The organism is Lysobacter sp. CFH 32150, assembly GCF_022758295.1.
Taxonomy (GTDB): domain Bacteria; phylum Pseudomonadota; class Gammaproteobacteria; order Xanthomonadales; family Xanthomonadaceae; genus CFH-32150.
The window spans coordinates 477,703-499,098 of the sequence record NZ_JALDWJ010000002.1 but is presented as its reverse complement, the minus strand read 5'-3'; the positions used below and the strand labels follow the sequence as shown (position 1 = coordinate 499,098).

Sequence of the window (21,396 nt, the reverse complement as noted above, 5' to 3'; positions counted from 1 at the left end):
GATAACTCGCCGTGTTCGAGCGGCCTTCACTCAACACGGCGAGAATCAAGGACGCAACGCGGGTGAATCCCACCCTGGTCGTGGCGCAAACCGATCGCCGTACTTGGCCTGCAGCGACTTCAACTTCGCCAGCAGCGCATCCGCGCCCACCGCGCGGATATGGGCGATCGGGCCGCCGCGGAACGGGGCGAAGCCGGTGCCGAAGATGACGCCGGCATCGAGCAGGTCCGCGTCGGCGACCACACCGTCGTGCAGTGCAGCGACGGCTTCGTTGAGCAGCGGCAGGATCAGGCGATCCTCGAGGTCCTCGGGGACCTTGTAGTCCTTCGGCACCTCGGGCTTTTTCGCCTTGCCATTTTCCCATGCGTAAAACCCCTGGCCATCCTTCTTGCCGCGCTTGCCGGGCTCGATCTGGCCGGAGAGTGCAGCCGGTATCTCGATGCCAAGGAAGGGTGCCAGTTCGGCGGCAACGCCGGCACCGACATCGAGGCCGACGGTGTCGACCAGCTCGATCGGACCCATCGGCATGCCGAACTTCACCGCGGCCTTGTCGATCACCGGGCCGGGGATGCCTTCGGAATGCGCGGTGACCGCCTCGAGCATGTACGGGAACAGGACGCGGTTGACGAGGAAGCCCGGCGTGCCGGCGACCGGCACCGGCAGTTTGTCGATCGCCTTGCAGAATGCAGCCAGGCGCTTCTCGGTATCGGCGGCCATGCGGTCGTGATGGATGATCTCGACCAGCGGCATCAGCGCGACGGGATTGAAGTAATGCAGTCCGGCGAACTGCGCGGGCCGTGTAATGTGCTCGCGCAATTCGGTCAGCGGGATCGACGAAGTGTTGGTGGTCAGCAGCGCATCGGGTTTCATGCGTGGTTCGACCTGCGCGTACAACTCGCGCTTGGCCTCCGGTTTTTCGATGATCGCCTCGATGACGAGGTCGGCCTGCGCCGCACCGTCGCCGGCGAGGTCGCCCTTCAGCCGCGCAGCCACGGCGGGGCGTTTGCCTTCGTCCTTCACCCGTTTGGCGAACAGTTCCTGCGCGCGCTTGAGCGCGCCGTCGATGAAGCGCTGCTCGCGATCCGACAGCGTCACTTCAAAGCCCTTGTAGGCCGACCACGCGGCGATGTCGCCGCCCATCACGCCGGCGCCGACCACGTGCACGTGGGCGATCCCATGATCCTTGCCACCAAGGCCTTTCAGGCGTTCCTGCAGGAAGAACACGCGGATCAAATTGCGTGCGGTCGGTGTGGAGGAAAGCCGGATGACCGATTTGCGCTCGGCCTCGAGCCGTGCCTGGATGCCGCCGCCGCTGCGGCGCCAGGTTTCGATCAACGCGAAGGGTGCGGGGTAGTGGTCCTTGCGCGCCTTGCGCGCGACTTGCTTGACCAGCATCGGCGCGAGTAATTGCCGCGCCGGCCACGTGTTGGTCAGCCAGGCCATGAAGCGTTGCTTGAACGGGCGCTGCGCGCCTCGCTTGGCGAGTTCCACCGCCGCGTCGACCAACTGCGACGGCTCGACCACCTTGTCGACCAATCCCATCGCGCGTGCAGCCGAGCCCGACAAAGTGCGGCCAGTGAGCATCAAGTCCATCGCCGCGGGCGCGCCCACCAGCAGCGGCAGGCGTACGCTGCCGCCCCAGCCTGGATAAATGCCGAGCTTCACTTCGGGCAGACCGATGCGGGTCGACGGATCGCTGGAGGCGACTCGGTAGCGGCACGCGAGGGAAATTTCGGTGCCGCCGCCCATGCAGTGGCCGTGGATGGCTGCGACCGTGGGGCAGGGCAGCTCGGCGAGGCGCTGGAACACCTGCTGGCCACGACGGATCGCGTCGCCGACCGTGCCTTTCTCGTCGAAGCTCTGGAATTCCTTGATGTCGGCACCGGCGATGAAGCCGGCCGCCTTGGCCGAACGGATCACCAGGCCTTTGGGGGGATCCAGCGCCAGCCGTTCGAGGATGGCGTCGAGCTCCAGCAGCACTTCCTGCGCCAGTGTGTTCACGTTCTGGCCAGCGCGGTCGAAGCTGAGCACGACGATGCCATCCGTGCGTGCTTCGGCCTGCCAATGCTGGAAGCGCAGTCCATCGAGGCCAGCGATCATTGCGGCACCATCCGATCCGGTACGGGTAAGACGGCTATCATCCGGGCCCTGTTTGACTGGCGTCAATGCCGTCCCCATTAAGGTGCCGTGAAGCAAAGTGGCATGGCCCTCTGGAACACATCGGCTGAGCCGTGATTCGTGACCAAGCCCACTGAACTTTCCAGTCGACCCGTTGTCCCACTGCCCGGCCAAGGCCGAGCTGACATGCAGGAGTGCCGGCGCGGAATGGCCGAGGATGAGTCGTTACAGGGACCTGCTCCACAGGATCATGCTCCCCAAGAGCTGGACCAGGCGCTGGTCGTGCGGGTGCAGCGTGGCGACAGTGCTGCGTTCGACCTGCTGGTGCGCAAGTACCAGCATCGGATCGCAGCGCTGATTTCGCGCTACATCCACGATTGGAGCGAGGTCCAGGACGTCGCCCAGGACACGTTCCTCCGCGCCTACCGCGCGATCGGGAACTTCCGTGGCGATGCCCAGTTCTATACCTGGCTACACCGGATTGCCGTGAATACAGCGAAAAACCACCTTGTCGCCCATAACCGCCGACCGCCGACCGATGACATCGACGTATCCGACGCCGAACAGTTCGATTCCGGCATCCGCCTGCGCGACACCGACACCCCGGAGCGCGAACTGATGCGGCAGGAGATCGAACGCACGGTGATGCGCGTGGTCGAACGCCTGCCGGAGGAATTGCGCAGCGCGATCACCATGCGCGAGGTCGACGGCCTCAGCTACGAGGAGATCGCGCAGAAGATGGACTGCCCCATTGGCACCGTGCGTTCGCGCATCTTCCGCGCGCGCGAGGCGATCGACAACGAATTGCGACCACTACTGGATACCGAACCGAAGCGGGAGCGTGCACGCTCATGAGCGAGAAGATCGAACAACATCACCGCCAGCAGTTATCGGCCCTGATGGATGGCGAACTCGCCCCCGACCAGGCGCGCTTCCTGCTGCGTCGCCTGCAGCACGACCACGAACTCGGCGAGTGCTGGGAACGTTGGCAGGTCGTTGGCGATGTGCTTCGCGGGCATGACAACGCGATGCTGCCCGCCGGGTTCGCGGCGCGCGTCAGTGCGGCGATCGTTGCGGATCGTGCGCAGGCGCCGGCAGCGATTTCAGCGCGCGCGCGCTGGGTGCGTTGGGGGGGTGGCGCGGCGCTGGCGGCGTCCGTGGCCGCAGCGGCCTTGTTCATGGCGCAGCAGATGCCCGATACCGCTTCGCCTGCGGGTCCCTCCGACCAGATCGTCGCTGCCAGCAATCTGTCCGTGCTGTTTGGTGGCACCGCCGCGCCGAGTACGCCCGTGCAGTCAGAACGCAACCTGTTGGCGAACGCGAATACGGATGTGGCCGGTGAAACCGAAACGCGGCGCCGTGCTGCCGGGCCGCGCGCCCGCGGACAGCAGCGACCGCGCAGCGTGATGCGCGCATCGCAGCGTGAGGCCACAGCGATCGTGGTGGCCGAAGCCGCGCCGCCCGCGGCGGCGGCAGTCAGTCCGTTCACGGATGTCACCTTGCCGGCCACGCGTCCTTGGCCGCGAACGGTGCTGCCGCAATACAGCGCCAGCGGTGCATTGACCACCGACTTCGGATCGGTTGGCAGCACTCCTGTGTTTCCTGCGTTCGAGTCGTCGCCGTCCTCGCCCTCGACTGAACAAAATGCCGGGCCGACGTCGCCAGACGCAGGTCCGCAACCTTGATCCATCGCGCAACACACGCAGTTGCGCACCAACAACCTGCATTTCCGAGGCCGATTCCATGACACCGCTTCGCACCATCGCCGTGCTCGGCATGCTCGCCCTGCCGATTGCCTGTACCGCACAAACCTCGTCCACCTCCGCTTCCACCCCCACAGGGGCGGCGGCAGTGCCCGTGCAGACCGCACCGATCGTCACTGGTCTGCCGGACTTCACAGGTTTGGTGGAGCAGGTCGGTCCTGCGGTGGTCAACATCAGCGCCGAGGTTGCGGAGCGTCGTCAGGCGCGCATGGAAGTGCCGGATGAGGAGGACCTACCCGAAATCTTCCGCCGCATGTTGCCGCCGGGGGCGATGCCGCGAACGCCGGGCGGCCCGCAGATGCCGCAGGGGCCGCGCGGCGGCGTGTCGATGGGTACCGGCTTCCTGATTTCGAACGACGGCTACGTGCTCACCAACCACCACGTGGTCGATGGCGCCGATGAGGTGACGATCAAGCTGTCCGATCGCCGCGAGTTCAAGGCCAAGGTGGTCGGCAGCGACCAGGCGTCCGATATTGCCCTGCTCAAGATCGCCGCGACGGGCCTCCCGGCCCTGCGCACCGGCGATTCCAGCAAGCTGCGGCCTGGCGAATGGGTGGTGGCGATCGGTTCGCCGTTCGGGCTGGACCAGTCGGTCACCGCCGGCGTGGTCAGTGCCGTGGGTCGTGCCAATCCGTACGCCGACCAGCGCTACGTCCCCTTCATCCAGACCGACGTGGCGATCAATCGCGGCAATTCCGGCGGCCCGCTGCTGAACACCCGTGGCGAAGTAGTCGGCGTCAATTCGCAGATCTTCAGTAATTCCGGTGGTTACATGGGCGTGAGTTTCGCCATCCCGATCGATGTGGCGATGAACTCGGTGTCGCAACTCAAGGCGACCGGAAAGGTGAGTCGCGGGCAACTGGGCGTGTCCATCCAGCAGATCGACAGCGATCAGGCCCGTGCATTGGGTTTGCCTGACGGCGGCGGTGCCTTGGTTGCCGACCTGGTCGCTGGCAGCCCGGCCGCGCGTGCGGGCATCGAACGCATGGACGTCATCCGCGCGGTCAACGGCCGTGCGGTGAATGTGGCCAGCGATCTGCCGCCGATGATCGGCAGCATGCCGCCCGGCTCGAAGGTCAAGCTCACGATCTGGCGGGATGGCAAACCGCGTGAGTTCACGGTGACGCTGTCCGAATTGAACGAAAGCCTGGCCAGCGGTGGCAGCGACCTGCCCACGCCTGACGACGCCCCCGCCGCCACCAGTCGCAGCAACGTGCTGGGCCTCGTCGCACAGGACCTGGCCCCTGCCGAGCGCCAGCGCCTGGGCCTGGAAGCTGGCGAAGGCGTGCGGATCGCACGCGTGGATGGCGCTGCCGCTGCCGCCCAGCTGCAACCGGGCGATGTGATTCTGTCGGTGGGCCGCGCCAGCGTTGGCAATGTCGCCGCCCTCGATCGGAGCCTGGCAGGCATCAAGGATGGTCAGACCGTGATGCTGCTTGTGCATCGCGGCGGACGGACGCAGTTCGTCGCAGTGACGGCGGGCGAGGGACGTGGCGCTGGGTGAGAGGTGCCTGCGAGCCACTGGCTCGTACACCGAGGAACGCTCGCAGGCTGCGCCTGCGGGCGCGGAGGTTCAAAGCGAGTCGCTACCCTCCTGGCTTCAGGGGAGGAAGCTAGGCGGTATGCGATAATTCCGCGTTAATTTCTCGAGAGACGGCGCGATGCGCCGCCCCGCATGCAGCTGATCCGCAACTTCTCCATCATTGCCCACGTCGATCACGGCAAGTCGACCCTGGCCGATCGCATCATCCAGCTCTGTGGCGGGCTTGAAGCCCGTGAGATGGAGGCGCAGGTGCTCGATTCGAATCCGATCGAGCGCGAGCGCGGCATCACCATCAAGGCCCAGTCCGTCTCGCTGCCGTACACGGCCAGGGACGGCAAGACCTACCAGCTCAACTTCATCGACACGCCCGGACATGTCGACTTCAGTTACGAAGTCTCGCGTTCGCTGGCCGCATGCGAAGGCGCGCTGCTGGTGGTCGACGCGGCGCAGGGCGTCGAAGCGCAGTCGGTCGCCAACTGCTACACCGCTGTCGAGCAAGGCTTGGAAGTGGTGCCGGTGCTGAACAAGATCGACCTGCCGACGGCCGACATCGAACGGGTCAAGCAAGAGATCGAAGCGGTCATCGGCATCGACGCCGAAGACGCCGTGGCGATATCGGCCAAGACCGGCCTCAACGTGATCGAGGTGCTGGAAGCGATCGTCAAGCGGATCCCGCCGCCGAAGCCGCGCGATACCGACCGCTTGCAGGCGCTGATCATCGATTCCTGGTTCGACAACTACCTCGGCGTGGTCTCGCTGGTCCGCGTCATGCAGGGCGAGATCAAGCCCGGCGACAAGATCCTGGTGATGTCCACGGGCCGTACCCACTTGGTCGACAAGGTCGGCGTGTTCACCCCCAAGCGCAAGGATCTGCCGAAACTCGGCGCCGGCGAAGTGGGCTGGATCAACGCGTCGATCAAGGACGTGCACGGCGCACCGGTCGGCGACACGCTGACGCTGGCGAGCTTGCCCGCCGCGCAGCCGCTGCCGGGCTTCCAGGAAATGAAACCGCGGGTGTTCGCAGGGCTGTTTCCGGTCGATTCCGATGACTATCCGGCACTGCGCGAGGCGCTGGAAAAGCTCCAGCTCAACGATGCCGCGCTGCGCTTCGAACCGGAATCCTCCGAGGCGATGGGCTTCGGTTTCCGCTGCGGTTTCCTCGGCATGCTGCACCTCGAGATCGTGCAGGAGCGGCTGGAGCGCGAGTACAACCTGAACCTGGTGACCACTGCGCCGACCGTGATCTACGAGGTGCTGCTGACCGATGGCAGCGTGATGCCGCTGGACAACCCGGCGAAGCTGCCGCCGGCCAACAGGCTGCAGGAAATCCGCGAGCCGATCATTCTCGCCACGATCCTGACCCCGCCCGACTACGTCGGCAACATCATCACCCTGTGCGAGGAAAAGCGCGGTTCGCAGCAGGGGATCCAGTATCTCGGCAGCCAGGTGCAGATCAGCTACGAACTCCCCATGGCCGAAGTCGTGCTGGACTTCTTCGACCGGCTCAAGTCGGTAAGCCGCGGCTATGCATCGCTTGACTATCACCTGGTCCGCTTCGATGCCGGTCCATTCGTACGCGTGGATACGTTGATCAATGGCGACAAGGTCGATGCGATGAGCCTCATCGTGCACCGCGCCCACGCCGATCGCCGCGGCCGCGAAATCGCGGAGAAAATGCGGGAACTGATTCCGCGGCAGATGTTCGACGTCGCCATCCAGGCAGCGATCGGTGCACAAGTGATCGCGCGCACCACGGTCAAGGCCATGCGCAAGAACGTGCTGGCGAAATGCTACGGTGGCGACGCGACGCGCAAGAAGAAGCTGTTGGAGAAGCAGAAAGAGGGCAAGAAACGGATGAAGCAGGTCGGACGGGTGGAAATCCCGCAGGAGGCCTTCCTCGCCGTGCTGCAGGTGGACAACAAATAGCCGGGAATGCGGAATCGGGAACAAGGAATCGATAAGCTCGCGGTTCCGGTTCCCTTACCGATTTCCCCTTTCCCGATTCATGCTCCGAAGGAGCTCGCATGCGTTGGTTTGAAATCGCGTTGGTGGCCTTGACCTTCGCCACCGGCATCATCTGGTTGCTGGATCGGCTGTTCCTGGCCAAGCGTCGTGCCGAGCGCGCCGGGTTGCTCGAGGCCAAGGAGCCGGTGCTGGTCGACTATTCGCGGGCCTTCTTCCCGGTGCTGGCGGTGGTGCTGGTGTTGCGCAGCTTTATCGCCGAGCCGTTCCGGATTCCGTCCAGTTCGATGATGCCGTCGCTGCTGATCGGCGATTTCATCCTGGTCAACAAATTCGCCTACGGCCTGCGCCTGCCGATCAACAACCAGAAGATCATCGCCATCGGCGAACCCAAGCGCGGCGACGTGGCGGTGTTCCGGCCACCGCACCATCCGGAACAGGACTGGATCAAGCGCGTGATCGGCCTGCCCGGCGATACCGTGGCCTATCGCGACAACCAGGTTTACGTAAACGGTGAACCATTGACCTACCGGCCGCTCGGACGCTACATCGGCAAAGGCCGAGGTGCGGACATGACCGGCGCGTCCCTGATGCAGGAGGACCTGCCCAATCGACCGCATCCGGTCCTGGAACGCGACGATTTGCCGTTCTTCATTCAAGGGGAAGGGGAGTGGACGGTGCCCGCGGGTCACTATTTCGTCATGGGCGACAATCGTGATAATAGCGAGGACAGCCGGTTCTGGCAGACACACTTCCTGCCGGAATCGAACTTGCGCGGTAAGGCGTTCCTGATTTGGATGAATTTCGACCGCAGCGCCGGGGGCATCGATTTTTCGCGGGTCGGTTCCGGCATTCCGTAATCCAAGGGGAGAGGGGCAGATGAAGCGTTCGCAGAGTGGCATGACCCTGATCGGGTTCATCTTCGTGTTGGCGGTGGCAGGTGTGTTCATCTACACCGGCATGAAAGTGATCCCGATGTACACCGAGTATTACGGCGTCAAGCAGGCGATGAAGGGCATGTCGCTGGAGCCTGGGATCAACAATTCGTCTCCAGACCGAATCCGCAACCTGTTCTTTCGCCGTCTCTACGTGAACTATTCGGAGAACGTCGAAGATAAACACGTCAAGATCGAGCGCATGGAAGGCGGTTGGAAAATGACGGTGAACTATGAAGTGCGCAAGCCGCTGATTTACAACCTGGACGTCGTCGGCAAGTTCACGGCGACCCAGGATCTGGTCCACGGCGGTCCTTCCGATTAACGGACGTAACGATAGCTTCGGTCATGCATTCAAGGATGCGGGCCTGCTTGCGCAGGCCCTCACCCATCGCAGCGCGGCCGCCGTACACAATGAGCGCCTGGAATTCCTCGGCGACGCGCTGGTCAACCTGATCGTCGCCGAAGCACTGTTCGAATACTGGCCCAAAGCCGACGAGGGCACCTTGACCCGCGCGCGTGCAGAGTTGGTGCGCGAATCGGCGCTAGCAGTCATTGCCCGCGAACTCGACATCGGCTCGCGGCTGATCCTCGGCCCCGGGGAACTGAAATCCGGCGGCCACCGGCGCGATTCGATCCTCGCCGATGCGCTCGAGGCCCTGGTCGCCGCAATTCATCTCGATGCCGGCTTCGAAACCTGCCGTGCCGTGGTTTTGCCTTGGTTCGAGGCCTCGATCGCGGCACTGCCGCCACCGAACAAGCTCGGCAAGGATGCCAAGACCCGGTTGCAGGAATGGTTGCAGGCCAGGCAGAAGCCGCTGCCCATCTACGCCCTGTTGTCCGAAAGCGGAGACGAGCACGCCAAGATCTTCCGTGTCGAATGCGGCCTGACTGACCCCGCGATCAGCTGTGAAGGCGAGGGCAGCTCGCGCCGCGCAGCGGAGCAAATGGCGGCGGAAGCGGTGCTGCAACAGGTTGATCGCCACCGATAGACCGCTTCAGCCCTACAATCCCCGCATGAATTCCCCCACTTATCGCGCCGGCCACGTCGCCGTCATCGGCCGTCCCAACGTCGGCAAGTCGACGTTGGTCAACGCGCTCGTCGGCGCCAAGATCAGCATCACCTCCAACCGCCCCCAGACCACGCGCCATCGTCTGCTCGGTATCGCTACGTTCGAGCAAGGACAACTGCTGCTGGTCGATACGCCAGGTATCCACCGCGAACAGAAGAAGGCGATGAACCGTTGGATGAACCGTGCCGCGCGCGGTGCGCTGGAAGGCGTCGATGCCGCGTTGCTGGTGATCGAGGCCGGCCGCTGGGACGACGAGGACACGCTTGCCTACGACGCACTGCGCGCGACCGGCGTTCCGGTGGTGCTGGCCGTCAACCAGGTCGATCGGACCAAGGACAAGACCACGTTGCTGCCGTTCCTGGCGAAGGTCAGCGAAGGGCGTGAGTTCGCCGCGGTGCATCCGGTCTCCGCGTTGAAGCGCAAGGGATTGGAAGCCTTGGTCGACAGTCTCCTGGCATTGGTGCCGGAACAACCGGCGCTGTATGCGGAAGACGAAATCACGGACAAGAGCCAGCGCTTCCTTGCTGGCGAGTTGGTGCGCGAACAGCTGATGCGCCTGCTCGGCGCCGAGTTGCCGTATGCGACGACGGTCGAGATCGAACGCTTCGTCGAAGACGGCCAGTTGCTGCGCATCGGTGCGGTGGTCTGGGTCGAACGGGAAGGGCAGAAGGCGATCGTGATCGGCAAGGGCGGCGAGCGCCTGCGCGACATCGGAACTCGCGCGCGCGAGCAGATGGAGCGGCTGTTCGACCGCAAGGTGTTCCTCGAAACCTGGGTGCGGGTGCGCGAGGGCTGGTCGGACGACGAAGCCGCATTGCGAACGCTTGGGTACCATGACTGATAGAAGCCGCGACTGAAATGCGCATCGAGGCCGAGCCGGCCTACGTGCTGCATGCGCGGCCGTGGCGCGAAAGCAGCCTGCTGGTGGAAGTCTTAAGCGAGCATCACGGTCGCCTTGGCCTGGTCGCGCGCGGCGTGCAAGGGCCGAAACGGCACGTACTACGCGCCGCATTGCAACCGCTGCAGCACATCCGGCTGGACGCCGTGCAACGTGGCGAGTTGGCGCAGTTGCGCGCAGCGGAGGCGCTGGATGCCGCACCGCAATTGCAAGGCGATGCCGCGCTGGCGAGCTTCTATCTCAATGAGCTGGTGTTGCGGCTGGCGCCGCGTTCCGATCCGCATCCGGAACTCTATGCGACGTACGGCGAAACCCGTGCGCGCCTCGGTGCCGGTGAGCCGCTGGCGTGGACGCTGCGCCGTTTCGAGCGTGACCTGCTCGATGCGCTCGGCTTCGGTATCGCATTCGACGTAGATGGCGATGGCGTGCCGATCGATCCGGCGGCGCGTTACCGGCTCGATCCCGAGCATGGCGCGCGCCGCCTGCTCAGCGATCGCGGTCACGGCGACCGCACCAGCGCAGCGACTGGCCGTGCCTTGCTGGCGCTGGCCGAAGACCGCATGCCCGGCGTCGAGGACCTGACCGGCTTGCGCCGTGCCTTACGCTCGGTACTGGAGCATCACCTGGGCGGGCGTGGTTTGAAGTCCTGGGAAATGCTGGCCGAACTCGGTCGGCTGGCACCCGCGCGCTCAGGCTGAAGCCAGCGTGTCCGCTGCCGCGTGCGCGAAGCTTTCGCGCGCAGCGATCGACGCTGTCCCGTCCCGTAACCGCTTGACCGCTGCGCCGAGCCGCACGGCACCGACGAAACTGCAACTGGCCTGCAGTCGATGCAGTTGCGCATGCACGATCCCATCGTCGCTCGTTTGCAGTCCCGCGAGCACGGCATCACGTTGTGCTGCGAGTTCGCCCAGGAAAAGTTTGCGCAAGGCTTCCACGTGCATGCGGTTGCCGTTCATCGCATCGAGCGCGGCTTCCTCATCCCAGGTGGGCAGCTTGCCACAACCGGTCGACGTTGCCTCCTCTGCGACGTCGTCATGACCCAGGATCCGACGCAATGCCCCCTGCAGTTGCGCGGAGCTGAGTGGTTTGATCAGCGCTTCGACGAAACCCGCATCGAGCAGTGGGTCCAGTGCGCTTCGATCGCGTGCCGCGGTATGCGCCAGTGCCGGTGTTGGCGCGCGCTGGCGCAACTGCTGCAGCAACTCGATGCCACTGCCATCGGGCAGGTTCGCGTCGATCAGCCATAAATCGTAAGCGTGCATTGTCGCCAGCGCCCGGGCAGTGGCCAGCGAATCGGCCGTGTCCACGATGGCGGGCAGCGCTTCCGCTGCGGCGGCGAGAAAGGTGCGGCTGGTCGGGTCGTCCTCGACCAGCAGGATATGTGGAAGGCGTGGCTTCATCGCAAGCTCCCTTTGCGTCGGTATGCTTCCTCCATGTCGCGACCGATGTTACCTCTGCTGATCGTCCTGCTGCTGGCCGGGTTCTGGCCGGCGCAGGCGCGGACGCTGCAGGCAAGGATCGCGAAGATCAACACTGCGGTGGCGACGCTCGAAGGCGTCAGCGTGCGCCTGGACTGGCCAGCGCAGGCGACGCAGGGCGATCTCGAGTTGCATGCCCGTCAGATCGACGCCGTCGACCTTGGCTATCACTACCGCGACGTCCATTGGCGATGCCCACTGCAAGGCGATGGGCAGGGCGGTTGGCGCTGCGATGGCGTGTTGCGCAGCGGACGCAGTCAGCCGTTGCGACTGTCGCTGGCTTTGGGCACTGCCAGCACCGATGCCGTACTCACCCGGCGCGATGCGCGTTTCGCCTTGCGCCGGCAAGCAGCGACGCCGGATTTCACCGCGCTGGAACTGACGCGCGTGCCCGTGGCCTGGGTCCAGGCGCTGCTCACCCAGGCATGGCAGGACGCGCGATTCAAATCCGGCACCCTGGATGGCCTGCTCACCGTGCGAGCGCCGACCAACGCGCCCTTGCGCATCGATGGCCAGTTGGTGGCAAAGGCCGTGGGACTCGATACGACCGACGGCAGCATCGCGGCGGAAAATCTCGGCGGCCGTTTCGACATCGACTATCGCAAGCTTCAGGCAACGTCTCTGTTGACGCTCGATGGTGAGCTGCGCGGGGGCGAGTTCCTCGCTGGCAACACTTATGTCGCCTTGCCGCAGTCGCCGATCGCATTGGACATTGCAGGTGAACAACCGATTGGCGAGGGCTGGCGCCTGCCGCGCATCGCCTGGCGCGATGGCAATGCACTCGTGGCCGAAGGTAGCGCGGCGTTCACGCCAGCTGTCGACCTGGGGGCACTCGATCTGCGCATCAGCAGTCGCGATGTCTCGCCGCTGCGCGAACGTTACCTGTCCGGCTGGCTTGGCCTGTTCGGCCTTGGCGATCTCGAACTGGCAGGCGCGCTTGATTTGAGCCTGCGCGTCGATGATGGCCGCCTCGCCGCACTCGATGCCGGGCTGCACGAAATCGCCCTGCGTGATCCACAGGGTCGTTTCCGTTTCGACAGGCTGGATGGCGACGTGCGGTTCTCCGCGAGTTCGGCCACCAGCAGCGATCTGCGCTGGCAAGGCGGTCAACTGTATGGACTCGATTTCGGTGCAGCCACCTGGCCTTTGGCGAGCCGCGACGGCACGCTCCGCCTGCGCGAGGCCGTCACGGTGCCGATGCTTGGCGGCAGCCTGCGTTTCGACGGCCTTGCCTTGCGGCCGCCGGCCGGCGACCAGGGCATGACGATGCGCTTCGGCCTCAGCCTGGATCGCCTCGATGTCGGCAAGCTGGCGCAGGCCCTGGACTGGCCGGCGTTCCGCGGCGAACTCAGCGGACGCATTCCGAATGCGCAATACGCCAATGACCGGCTCGACTTCGATGGTGGCCTCGAGATGCACGTCTTCGATGGCAGCGTGCGGGTGTCGGCGTTGTCGATGGAACGCCCGTTCGGCGTGGCGCCGACGTTGTCCGCGGATCTCGCCCTCGACGATCTGGACCTGCTGGCCCTGACCGAGGTATTCGACTTCGGCAGCATCACCGGCCGTCTCGATGGTCGCATCAGCGACCTGCGCCTGGTCGACTGGAACGCGACCGCGTTCGATGCCGACCTGCATACCGAGCGCAAGCCGGGCGTGCGCCAGCGCATCAGCCAGCGCGCGGTGCAGAATATTTCCAGCGTCGGTGATGCTTCGTTCATCACCAGCCTGCAGGGCCAGCTGATCGGCCTGTTCGACGATTTCGGCTATGCCCGCATCGGCATCACCTGCCGGTTGGCGAACGAGGTCTGCGAAATGGGAGGGCTCCATTCAGCTGATAGCTCTTATTCAGAAGCGAAGGGATTTACTATCGTCGAAGGTTCCGGCGTGCCACGGCTGAACGTAGTCGGCTTCAATCGCCAGGTCGATTGGCCGACGCTGCTGGAACGTCTGGCAGCGGTGGGCAAGGGCGATGTCAAACCTGTGGTCGAATGATTCGTAGTCGAAATAACCGGAAGTCGAATAGGAGAGCGTTATGCGTCGTTGGATGGGGATGCCGATCGCTGCAGCGCTTGCGCTGACCGCGTGCGTGACGATCAATGTGTACTTCCCGGCTGCCGAGGCCAAGGAAGCGGCGAAGGAGTTCGTCGAGAAGGTCATCGGCGACGAGATCAAGGAACAACAACCCGAGGCCAAGCCCGATGGTGGCGGCATGGCGATGCGCATCGACTGGCTGTCGCTGGTCGGCATCAGTAGCGCCTATGCGCAGGGTCAACCGGACATCACCATCAAGACCCCCGCGATCCAGGCGATCCAGGCGCGCATGGCAGCACGCTTCGATAGCGCATTGCGTGCGGGCTTCGACTCCGGTGCGCTCGGGTTCGGCCGCGATGGCCTCGTCGTCGTGCGCGATCCGGCCAAGCTGGCACTGAAAGACCGGGTGAGCGCGCAACAAGCGGTGGCGGACGACAACCGCGATCGCAAGGCGGTCTATAAGGAAGTCGCCGTCGCCAACGGCCATCCGGAATGGGAAGCACAGATCCGTGGCGTGTTCGCCAAGCAATGGGTCGATAGCGCGCGTAGTGGCTGGTGGTACCAGGACGCGAGCGGCGGCTGGAAGCAGAAGTAAGCCTGCACTGTGTCGATACGACGGCCCGCAATCGCGGGCCGTCGTCGTTTCCGGGGTTCTGCGGGTGCGGGCTTCTGAGACAATAGCCGACTCGCCGAAACGCAGTGATTCCGTGGCCCGCATCGACCAGACGCCGTTCCAGATCGACATCCTCAACCTTGGTCACGATGGCCGTGGCGTCGCCCGCCGTCCCGATGGCAAGGCCGTGTTCGTGGCCGGGGCGCTGCCGGGCGAGCAGGTGATGGCGCAACAGACGGCGCGCTCGCGCCACTACGATGAAGCGAAGACGCTGGAAGTCCTGCGCGCATCGGAACATCGGGTCGTGCCGCGCTGCCCGCACTTCGGCACCTGCGGTGGCTGCGTGCTGCAGCATCTGGCCGAGGAGCAGCAGATCCATGCCAAGCAACGCGTGCTGCTGGAAAACCTCGAGCGCATCGGCCATGTCACCCCGGGAACGGTATTGCCGCCGTTGACCGACGTCGCCTGGGGTTATCGGCGCAAGGGGCGGTTCTCGGTGCGTCGCGTCGAGAAGAAGGACAAGACCCTGGTCGGCTTCCGCGAGAACGATCCACGTTTCGTTGCCGACCTGTCCGAATGCCACACCGTGATCCCACAGATCGGCACGAAGGTGTCGGCGCTGGCGGCGCTGATCGATGGCATGGATGGGCGCCGCGAAATCCCGCAGGTTGAATTCATCGCCGGCGACGACACCATCGTGCTGGTGTTCCGTCACCTTGCCCCGCTGAGCGAACGCGACCGCAATGCGCTGGTCGCGTTTGCGCAGGAACATGACTTCGCGATCTTCCTGCAGCCCGGCGGCATCGATTCCGTGCATGCCTTGTGGCCGGACCATCCGAAGCTCGCATTCCGGTTGTCGCAATGGGATGTCGAATTGCAGTTCCGCCCGCTCGACTTCATCCAGGTCAACGCAGGGCTCAACCAGAAGATGATCGCCAGCGCAATGACGCTCCTGGATGCGCAACCGGACGAACGCGTGCTCGATCTGTTCTGCGGTCTCGGCAATTTCACCCTGCCGCTGGCGCGCGGGGTACGCGAGGTGGTCGGCGTCGAAGGCGATGCCGGGCTGGTGCGGCGCGCGCGCGAAAACGCCGCGCACAACGGCCTCGCGAACGCCGAATTCCATGCCGCCGACCTGGCCCAGGACCTGGCGGGGCACACGTGGATGCGTGCCGGCTTCGACCGTCTGCTGATCGATCCGCCCCGTTCCGGCGCCGACGTGGTGTTGAAGCAACTGCCACTCAAAGGCTTGAAGCGGATCGTGTACGTCAGCTGCCATCCTGCTTCGCTGGCGCGCGATGCCGGTTACCTGGTCAACGAGCGTGGCTGGAAATTGCGTGCGGCGGGCGTGATGGACATGTTCCCGCATACCGCGCACGTGGAAAGCATCGCGATGTTCGAGCCCTGAGCCATGGGAATCGAAATCGAACGCAAGTTCCTCGTCACCAGTGACGGCTGGCGCGCAACTGCGCACGAAGTCGTGCCCATGGCGCAGGGCTACCTCAACGACCTAGTTACCGTCGACAGCGGTGCGATGCGGACCTCGGTGCGCGTACGTATCGCCGGCGATGCGGCATTCCTCAACCTGAAGTCGCGCGAGCTCGGGCACACACGACAGGAGTTCGACTATCCGATCCCGGTCGCCGATGCGCGCGCCTTGCTTGAGCTGTGCGTCGGTGGCGTGATCGACAAGCGCCGGCACTACGTCGAACACGCCGGGCACCTTTGGGAAGTCGACGAGTTCCTCGGTGACAACGCTGGCCTGGTCGTTGCCGAAATCGAGCTCAAAAGCGCGGAGGAGCACTTCGCCAGGCCCGATTGGCTCGGCGTCGAGGCCACCGACGCGCTCCGCTACTACAATCTGGCCCTGGCCACGCACCCGTACTCGCAATGGAGCGAGGCCGAGCGCAACGCCATGGATCTGAAGGAGTGATGCAATGCTCGTGATCGGCATCGCCGGTACCGAATTGAATGCGCAGGAGCGCGACTGGCTGCAGCACGACGCCTGCGCCGGCGTGATCCTGTTTACCCGCAACTTCGCCTCGAAGGCGCAGGTGGCCGAGTTGTCCGCCGCCATCCGCGAAGCCGCGCCACGGCCGCAACTGATCTGTGTCGACCAGGAGGGCGGTCGCGTCCAGCGCTTCCGCGAGGGCTATAGCGCGCTGCCGTCGCTCGAAAATTTCGGACGCCTGTATGAGCGCGATCCGGTCGCCGCGCTCGAGCTCGCGCAGGAACACGCCTGGTTGATGGCCAGCGAAGTGCGCGCCAGCGGCGTGGATCTCAGTTTCGCGCCGGTGGTCGATCTCGGCCGCGGCAATCGCGCCATCGGCGATCGCGCGTTCTCGGCCACCCCGCAGGTCGTCGCCGAATTCACCCGTGCCTATGTACGCGGCATGCACGCTGCAGGCATGGCGGCGACGCTCAAACATTTCCCGGGCCATGGCTCGGTGCTGGAAGACACGCACTTCGACGACGCGGTCGATTCGCGTTCGCTGGACGAGATCCGCGCGCTCGACCTGGTGCCTTTCGTCGCCGGCATCGAGGCCAAGGCCGAGGCAGTGATGATGGCGCACGTCGCCTATCCGCAAGTTGCGCCGGAACCGGCCGGTTATTCGAAGCGCTGGATCGAAGACATCCTCCGTACCGAAATGGGTTTCGGAGGCGTGGTGTTCTCCGACGACATCGGCATGGCCGCGGCGTTCTCGGCCGGTGGCATCAAGGCACGCATCGACGCGCACCTCGATGCCGGCTGCGATGTGGTGCTGGTCTGCCATCCGGAACTGGTCGTCGAGTCGCTGGCTGCGGTCGAAAATCGCAAGCTCGACACCACGGTGGTGACCGGGCTGATCCGGCGCGGTGCGATGGGGTGGGACAGCTTGCTCGCCGAAGCACGCTACGGGCACGCGCAGGCGCGATTGTCGGGTGGCCTCGCATGAGCCAGGCGCACGAGCTCGCCGTCGCGCTGGCGAATGCCGACGTGGTGCACGATCGCCCTGCCATCGAGCGGGTGATCGCAACGATGGCAGTGGCCATCTGCAACGACTATGCCGGCGATGTGCCCGCTACGCACGACGGCGCGTGCTCCAGACCAGTATTCCTCACCGTAATGCACGGCGCCCTGCCATTCGCCGGGCAACTGGCACTGGAATTGGGGGCGCGCGGACTCGACCTCGAGTTCGACTACCTGCATGCAACGCGCTATCGCGGCGCGACCTCCGGCGGCGAACTCGCCTGGAAGCATCGTCCGGCCACGCCGCTGCGTGGCCGCCGCGTACTGCTGGTCGACGACATCGTGGACGAAGGCCACACCTTGGCCGCAGTGCGCGAGTGGTGCCTGGGCGAAGGTGCGCGCGAGGTGCGCATCGCCGCGCTCGCGGTGAAACGCCACGACCGCTGTGTCCCTGGCCTATGCGCGGATTACGCCGGCCTGGACGTCCCGGATCGCTACGTCTTCGGCTATGGCATGGATTACCACGAACAAGGCCGCAATCTGCCCGCGATCTACGCGCTGAAGGACTGAGCATGGACGACATCGCACTGGCGGTGATCGGCGGTACCGGCGTCTACAAACTCGCCGCGCTCGAACAGGTCGAAAGCCACCTGCCGGAAACGCGCTATGGCTTTCCGTCGGGTCCGGTGCGCGTGGGCATGCTCGCCGGCAAACGCGTGGCGTTCCTCGCCCGACATGGCGAAGGCCACAGCGTGCCGCCGCACAAGGTCAATTACCGCGCCAACCTGGTCGCGTTGCAGATGGTCGGCGCCAGCCGCGTGCTCGCGCTCAATACCATCGGCGGCATCACAGAGGCCTATGGCCCGCGCGTGTTGGCCTGTCCGGACCAGTTGATCGATTACACCTGGGGGCGCGTCTCCACGCTCAGCGAGGAAGAGGGCAGCGAAGTGCTGCACGTCGATTTTGGTGATCCGTACACCCCCGCGCTCCGTGCGCAGATTCTTGCTGCGGCGCAGCGCGCGCAGGTCGCCGTGGTGAATGGCGGTTGCTATGGCGCCACCCAGGGACCGCGCCTGGAAACAAAGGCCGAAATCGCGCGGATGAAGCGCGACGGCTGTGACCTGGTCGGCATGACCGGCATGCCGGAAGCGGGCCTGGCGCGTGAACTGGGTCTCAGTTATGCCTGCCTGGGAATCGTCGCGAATTGGGCTGCAGGTTGCGGGGATAGCGCTGAAATCACGATGGAAGAGGTGCTGGCCAACGTGGACGCAGCCTCTGCAGGCCTGTTGCCCCTGTTGCAGGAATTGTTGGCAGACCGCTAGGTCTGCGCAGGACAGGGATGTCCTGCCCGCGGTCCGGCAGGGCCGCGTGGGCGAGTCCGGAGCTGTGCCGGACTCGTGATGTCGGGATGCTGCAGGAAGCAGCATCCCGACAAATGAGACGCAAGTAATTGTCAGCGGCGCGCGCGCTTTGCATACTCGCGCCGTGTGCCATGGCCGCCCCCGCGCCAGCGCACGCATACCGCACACAGACGAGGTCACACAGGATATGCAGTACGGCACCGTGAAATGGTTCAACGACGCCAAGGGATTTGGCTTCATCGCTCCCGAGGATGGCAGCGCCGATGTGTTCGTGCATTACTCGGCGATCAGCGCAAAGGGCTTCCGCAGCCTGCAGGAAGGGCAGCGCGTGAGCTACGAGGTCACCCAAGGCCCGAAGGGCGCACAAGCCGCCGGCGTAGTGCCTGTCGCCTGAAGAAACGCCAAGACGACTCTTTCAAGCCCCGCTCCGGCGGGGCTTTTTTATGGCCGCAGGCGCACAATCGCCGCAGTTGCAACGGAGTCGCCGATGCCTACGCCGCCGCTTGAAACACATGCGTTTGAAGCGAACACATTCGAAACGCACCTCGTCGACAACCAGCCACCGGAGTTCGCACCACGCGACTTGTGGGCCGACGACATGGCGCTACGCGAGGCGGTGCAGCGCGAAGGCGGGATGGAATTCGCCGAACGCATCGCACGCTACGGCGCCGTGGCCGGCGACGAACTCTACCGGCTGAGCTTCGACGCCCACCGCGACAAACCCCGATTGCGCACGCACGACCGCTTCGGCCAGCGCATCGACCGGGTCGAGTTCCATCCGAGCTACCACGCGGTCATGCAGGCCGCGATCGAACACGGCGTTGCTGGCCTGTCGTGGACCGCATCGCAACCGGGCGCGCATGTCGCGCGCGCGGCGCTGAGCTATCTGCACCACCAGGTCGAACCCGGCACGAGTTGCCCGTTGACCATGACCCACGCCGCGGTGCCGGTGCTGCGGCACGAGCCTGCGCTGGCGGAATGGGCGGAGAAAGCCGCCGCGGCGCATTACGACCCGCGCGAAGTGCCGATCGCCGACAAGCGTGGTGCCACCGTCGGCATGGGCATGACCGAAAAGCAGGGCGGCAGCGACGTGCGCGCCAATACGACGACCGCGACGCCGCTCTCCATCGATGGTGCTGCTTCAAACGGGGAATACAACCTCGTCGGCCACAAGTGGTTCTTCTCCGCGCCCATGTGCGACGGCTTCCTGGTGCTGGCGCAGGCGCGCGGTGGGCTCAGCTGCTTCCTGCTGCCGCGGCGTTTGCCCGACGGCACGAAGAATGCCTTCAGGCTGATGCGGCTGAAGGACAAGCTGGGCGACTGGAGCAATGCGTCGTCTGAAGTCGAATTCTGCGGCGCATGGGCGCGACGCATCGGCGAGGAAGGACGCGGCATCGCCACCATCCTCGAGATGGTGATGCTCACGCGCCTGGATTGCATGCTCGGTTCCGCCGCCGAGATGCGCATGGCGCTGGCGCAGGCCCTGCACCATTGCCGCAATCGCCGCGCGTTCGGCAAACGCATCGCCGAGCACGCGCTGATGCAGAACGTGCTGGCCGACCTGGCGATCGAGTCGGAAGCTGCGTTGGCCTTGTCGATGCGCGTGGCGCGCGCGGTCGACGCCGCGCCGCGTGATCCGGCCGAGGCCGCGTTCGCGCGCATCGCCACCGCGATCGGCAAGTACTGGATCTGCAAACGCGCGCCGGCTTTCGTCAACGAAGCGCAGGAATGCCTCGGGGGTGCTGGTTACGTCGAGGAGTCGATCCTGCCGCGCCTGTACCGGCAGGCACCGTTGAATTCGATCTGGGAAGGCAGCGGCAACATCCAGTGCCTCGACGTGCTGCGCGCATTGCACCGCGAGCCGGAAACGGGCGTGGTGTTGCTGGCGGAACTCACGGCTGCATCGGGTTTGTCGCCATCACTCGACGTCGAGACCGAAGCGCTGAGGAACACGCTGGCCAAGCCGGGTGATCTCGAAGCCGGCGCCCGCTTCCTGGTCGAACGCATTGCACTGGCTTTGCAGGCTTCCGTCCTACTGCGTGCATCGAGCCCGGTCGCCGAAGCGTTCTGCCGCAGCCGGCTCGCCGGGCAGCACGGACTCGCCTTGGGCACCTTGCCGACCGATATCGATTTCAAGGCAATGCTCGGCAGGGGATTGCCGCCCGAATGAGGCATGTCCGCTACGGTCTGCTGCTCGCCTTGCTTCTGCCAGTGGCGGTGCTGGCCCGGCAAGCGCCCGATATGGCCAAGCCGTCCGAGTTCGCCGATCGCATCGTCGTCGACAAATCCGAACGGCGCATGCAGCTGTTCCGGAACGGCCGGGTGATCCGCAGCTACCGCATCCGGCTCGGCGACGCGCCTGCCGGGCCCAAGCGCCAGCAGGGCGACGAGCGTACGCCCGAAGGTGAATATCGCATCAGCGGTCGCAACTCCAACAGCCGTTTCCATCTTTCATTGCGCGTGTCGTATCCGAATGCGGCGGACCGCCGGCAGGCGCGCAGCCGCGGCGTCGATCCGGGCGGCGACATCATGATCCATGGTGGTAACTCATCGGCATGGCCGTTCGATTGGACCGACGGTTGCATCGCACTGACCGACGCCGAGATCGAGGAAGTCTGGAGCCTGGTGCCGACAGGCATCCCGATCCGCATCGATCCTTGAGGTCTTTTTA

Annotated in this window: 21 protein-coding genes; 19 read left to right on the top strand and 2 right to left on the bottom strand. The window is 65.0% G+C overall.

Features of this window, described 5'->3' with window-relative positions:
• Positions 1-45 precede the first annotated feature (45 nt).
• The gene (locus MO486_RS05755) at positions 46-2,100 is read right to left on the bottom strand and encodes a 3-hydroxyacyl-CoA dehydrogenase NAD-binding domain-containing protein (protein WP_242905215.1); all 2,055 of its coding nucleotides are present in this window, start codon (positions 2,098-2,100) and stop codon (positions 46-48) included.
• Positions 2,101-2,325: 225 nt separating this feature from the next.
• Between MO486_RS05755 and rpoE the strand changes: the two genes are divergently transcribed.
• The 9 genes from rpoE to recO all read left to right on the top strand — a co-directional run bounded on the left by rpoE (position 2,326) and on the right by recO (position 10,990).
• On the top strand, positions 2,326-2,973 hold the full coding sequence (gene rpoE, locus MO486_RS05750; RefSeq protein WP_242905214.1) for an RNA polymerase sigma factor RpoE: 648 nt from the start codon (positions 2,326-2,328) through the stop codon (positions 2,971-2,973).
• Positions 2,970-3,803 carry a sigma-E factor negative regulatory protein gene (locus tag MO486_RS05745; RefSeq protein WP_242905213.1) on the top strand — a complete coding sequence of 278 codons (834 nt, stop codon included), beginning with the start codon at positions 2,970-2,972 and terminating at the stop codon, positions 3,801-3,803. Before rpoE ends, MO486_RS05745 begins: the two co-directional genes overlap by 4 nt.
• Before the next feature lie 58 nt (positions 3,804-3,861).
• Complete coding sequence (locus tag MO486_RS05740; protein ID WP_242905211.1) at positions 3,862-5,385, top strand: DegQ family serine endoprotease; 1,524 nt, start codon at positions 3,862-3,864, stop codon at positions 5,383-5,385.
• Between the two features lie 171 nt (positions 5,386-5,556).
• On the top strand, positions 5,557-7,350 hold the full coding sequence (lepA, locus tag MO486_RS05735) for a translation elongation factor 4 (protein ID WP_242905209.1): 1,794 nt from the start codon (positions 5,557-5,559) through the stop codon (positions 7,348-7,350).
• Between the two features lie 98 nt (positions 7,351-7,448).
• Positions 7,449-8,246, top strand: a complete 798-nt coding sequence (gene lepB, locus MO486_RS05730; protein ID WP_242905208.1) for a signal peptidase I — start codon at positions 7,449-7,451, stop codon at positions 8,244-8,246.
• A gap of 19 nt (positions 8,247-8,265) precedes the next feature.
• On the top strand, positions 8,266-8,646 hold the full coding sequence (locus tag MO486_RS05725) for a DUF4845 domain-containing protein (protein WP_242905207.1): 381 nt from the start codon (positions 8,266-8,268) through the stop codon (positions 8,644-8,646).
• Entirely contained in the window at positions 8,642-9,313 is a 672-nt protein-coding gene (gene rnc / locus MO486_RS05720) for a ribonuclease III (protein ID WP_242905356.1), read from the top strand. Before MO486_RS05725 ends, rnc begins: the two co-directional genes overlap by 5 nt.
• A 25-nt stretch (positions 9,314-9,338) precedes the next feature.
• A complete protein-coding gene (gene era / locus MO486_RS05715) occupies positions 9,339-10,235 on the top strand; it encodes a GTPase Era (RefSeq protein WP_242905206.1) in 897 nt (298 codons plus the stop codon).
• 17 nt (positions 10,236-10,252) lie between these two features.
• Complete coding sequence (gene recO, locus MO486_RS05710; RefSeq protein WP_242905205.1) at positions 10,253-10,990, top strand: DNA repair protein RecO; 738 nt, start codon at positions 10,253-10,255, stop codon at positions 10,988-10,990.
• Here the strand turns inward: recO and MO486_RS05705 are convergent.
• Complete coding sequence (locus tag MO486_RS05705; protein WP_242905204.1) at positions 10,982-11,692, bottom strand: response regulator; 711 nt, start codon at positions 11,690-11,692, stop codon at positions 10,982-10,984. The genes recO and MO486_RS05705 overlap by 9 nt on opposite strands.
• A gap of 33 nt (positions 11,693-11,725) precedes the next feature.
• Between MO486_RS05705 and MO486_RS05700 the strand changes: the two genes are divergently transcribed.
• From MO486_RS05700 to MO486_RS05655, 10 genes are all read left to right on the top strand, one after another.
• Positions 11,726-13,762 (top strand): hypothetical protein, encoded by a 2,037-nt coding sequence (locus MO486_RS05700; RefSeq protein WP_242905203.1) that lies wholly within the window; start codon positions 11,726-11,728, stop codon positions 13,760-13,762.
• A gap of 40 nt (positions 13,763-13,802) precedes the next feature.
• A complete protein-coding gene (locus tag MO486_RS05695; protein ID WP_242905201.1) occupies positions 13,803-14,396 on the top strand; it encodes a YdbL family protein in 594 nt (197 codons plus the stop codon).
• A gap of 112 nt (positions 14,397-14,508) precedes the next feature.
• Positions 14,509-15,822, top strand: coding sequence for a 23S rRNA (uracil(1939)-C(5))-methyltransferase RlmD (rlmD, locus tag MO486_RS05690; RefSeq protein ID WP_242905199.1), 1,314 nt, complete (start codon positions 14,509-14,511; stop codon positions 15,820-15,822).
• A 3-nt stretch (positions 15,823-15,825) separates the two neighbouring features.
• Positions 15,826-16,347, top strand: coding sequence for a CYTH domain-containing protein (locus tag MO486_RS05685; protein ID WP_242905198.1), 522 nt, complete (start codon positions 15,826-15,828; stop codon positions 16,345-16,347).
• A 4-nt stretch (positions 16,348-16,351) separates the two neighbouring features.
• A complete protein-coding gene (nagZ, locus tag MO486_RS05680) occupies positions 16,352-17,350 on the top strand; it encodes a beta-N-acetylhexosaminidase (protein WP_242905197.1) in 999 nt (332 codons plus the stop codon).
• Positions 17,347-17,934 carry a hypoxanthine-guanine phosphoribosyltransferase gene (locus MO486_RS05675; protein ID WP_242905196.1) on the top strand — a complete coding sequence of 196 codons (588 nt, stop codon included), beginning with the start codon at positions 17,347-17,349 and terminating at the stop codon, positions 17,932-17,934. The genes nagZ and MO486_RS05675 overlap by 4 nt, the downstream gene beginning before the upstream one ends.
• The gene (locus MO486_RS05670; RefSeq protein ID WP_242905354.1) at positions 17,931-18,686 is read left to right on the top strand and encodes an S-methyl-5'-thioinosine phosphorylase; all 756 of its coding nucleotides are present in this window, start codon (positions 17,931-17,933) and stop codon (positions 18,684-18,686) included. The genes MO486_RS05675 and MO486_RS05670 overlap by 4 nt, the downstream gene beginning before the upstream one ends.
• A gap of 226 nt (positions 18,687-18,912) precedes the next feature.
• Complete coding sequence (locus tag MO486_RS05665) at positions 18,913-19,119, top strand: cold-shock protein (protein ID WP_242905194.1); 207 nt, start codon at positions 18,913-18,915, stop codon at positions 19,117-19,119.
• Between the two features lie 93 nt (positions 19,120-19,212).
• Complete coding sequence (locus MO486_RS05660; protein WP_242905192.1) at positions 19,213-20,895, top strand: acyl-CoA dehydrogenase family protein; 1,683 nt, start codon at positions 19,213-19,215, stop codon at positions 20,893-20,895.
• Positions 20,892-21,386: a L,D-transpeptidase family protein gene (locus MO486_RS05655; RefSeq protein ID WP_242905191.1), complete on the top strand. Its 495-nt coding sequence runs from the start codon at positions 20,892-20,894 to the stop codon at positions 21,384-21,386. Before MO486_RS05660 ends, MO486_RS05655 begins: the two co-directional genes overlap by 4 nt.
• Positions 21,387-21,396 lie beyond the last annotated feature (10 nt).

Bases quoted from the DNA above. Each gene is read 5' to 3' on its own strand.
- MO486_RS05755 (WP_242905215.1), bottom strand. From the start codon at position 2,100: ATGATCGCTGGCCTCGATGGACTGCGCTTCCAGCATTGGCAGGCCGAA.
- rpoE (WP_242905214.1), top strand. From the start codon at position 2,326: ATGGCCGAGGATGAGTCGTTACAGGGACCTGCTCCACAGGATCATGCT.
- MO486_RS05745 (WP_242905213.1), top strand. From the start codon at position 2,970: ATGAGCGAGAAGATCGAACAACATCACCGCCAGCAGTTATCGGCCCTG.
- MO486_RS05740 (WP_242905211.1), top strand. From the start codon at position 3,862: ATGACACCGCTTCGCACCATCGCCGTGCTCGGCATGCTCGCCCTGCCG.
- lepA (WP_242905209.1), top strand. From the start codon at position 5,557: ATGCAGCTGATCCGCAACTTCTCCATCATTGCCCACGTCGATCACGGC.
- lepB (WP_242905208.1), top strand. From the start codon at position 7,449: ATGCGTTGGTTTGAAATCGCGTTGGTGGCCTTGACCTTCGCCACCGGC.
- MO486_RS05725 (WP_242905207.1), top strand. From the start codon at position 8,266: ATGAAGCGTTCGCAGAGTGGCATGACCCTGATCGGGTTCATCTTCGTG.
- era (WP_242905206.1), top strand. From the start codon at position 9,339: ATGAATTCCCCCACTTATCGCGCCGGCCACGTCGCCGTCATCGGCCGT.
- recO (WP_242905205.1), top strand. From the start codon at position 10,253: ATGCGCATCGAGGCCGAGCCGGCCTACGTGCTGCATGCGCGGCCGTGG.
- MO486_RS05705 (WP_242905204.1), bottom strand. From the start codon at position 11,692: ATGAAGCCACGCCTTCCACATATCCTGCTGGTCGAGGACGACCCGACC.
- MO486_RS05700 (WP_242905203.1), top strand. From the start codon at position 11,726: ATGTCGCGACCGATGTTACCTCTGCTGATCGTCCTGCTGCTGGCCGGG.
- MO486_RS05695 (WP_242905201.1), top strand. From the start codon at position 13,803: ATGCGTCGTTGGATGGGGATGCCGATCGCTGCAGCGCTTGCGCTGACC.
- MO486_RS05685 (WP_242905198.1), top strand. From the start codon at position 15,826: ATGGGAATCGAAATCGAACGCAAGTTCCTCGTCACCAGTGACGGCTGG.
- nagZ (WP_242905197.1), top strand. From the start codon at position 16,352: ATGCTCGTGATCGGCATCGCCGGTACCGAATTGAATGCGCAGGAGCGC.
- MO486_RS05675 (WP_242905196.1), top strand. From the start codon at position 17,347: ATGAGCCAGGCGCACGAGCTCGCCGTCGCGCTGGCGAATGCCGACGTG.
- MO486_RS05665 (WP_242905194.1), top strand. From the start codon at position 18,913: ATGCAGTACGGCACCGTGAAATGGTTCAACGACGCCAAGGGATTTGGC.
- MO486_RS05660 (WP_242905192.1), top strand. From the start codon at position 19,213: ATGCCTACGCCGCCGCTTGAAACACATGCGTTTGAAGCGAACACATTC.
- MO486_RS05655 (WP_242905191.1), top strand. From the start codon at position 20,892: ATGAGGCATGTCCGCTACGGTCTGCTGCTCGCCTTGCTTCTGCCAGTG.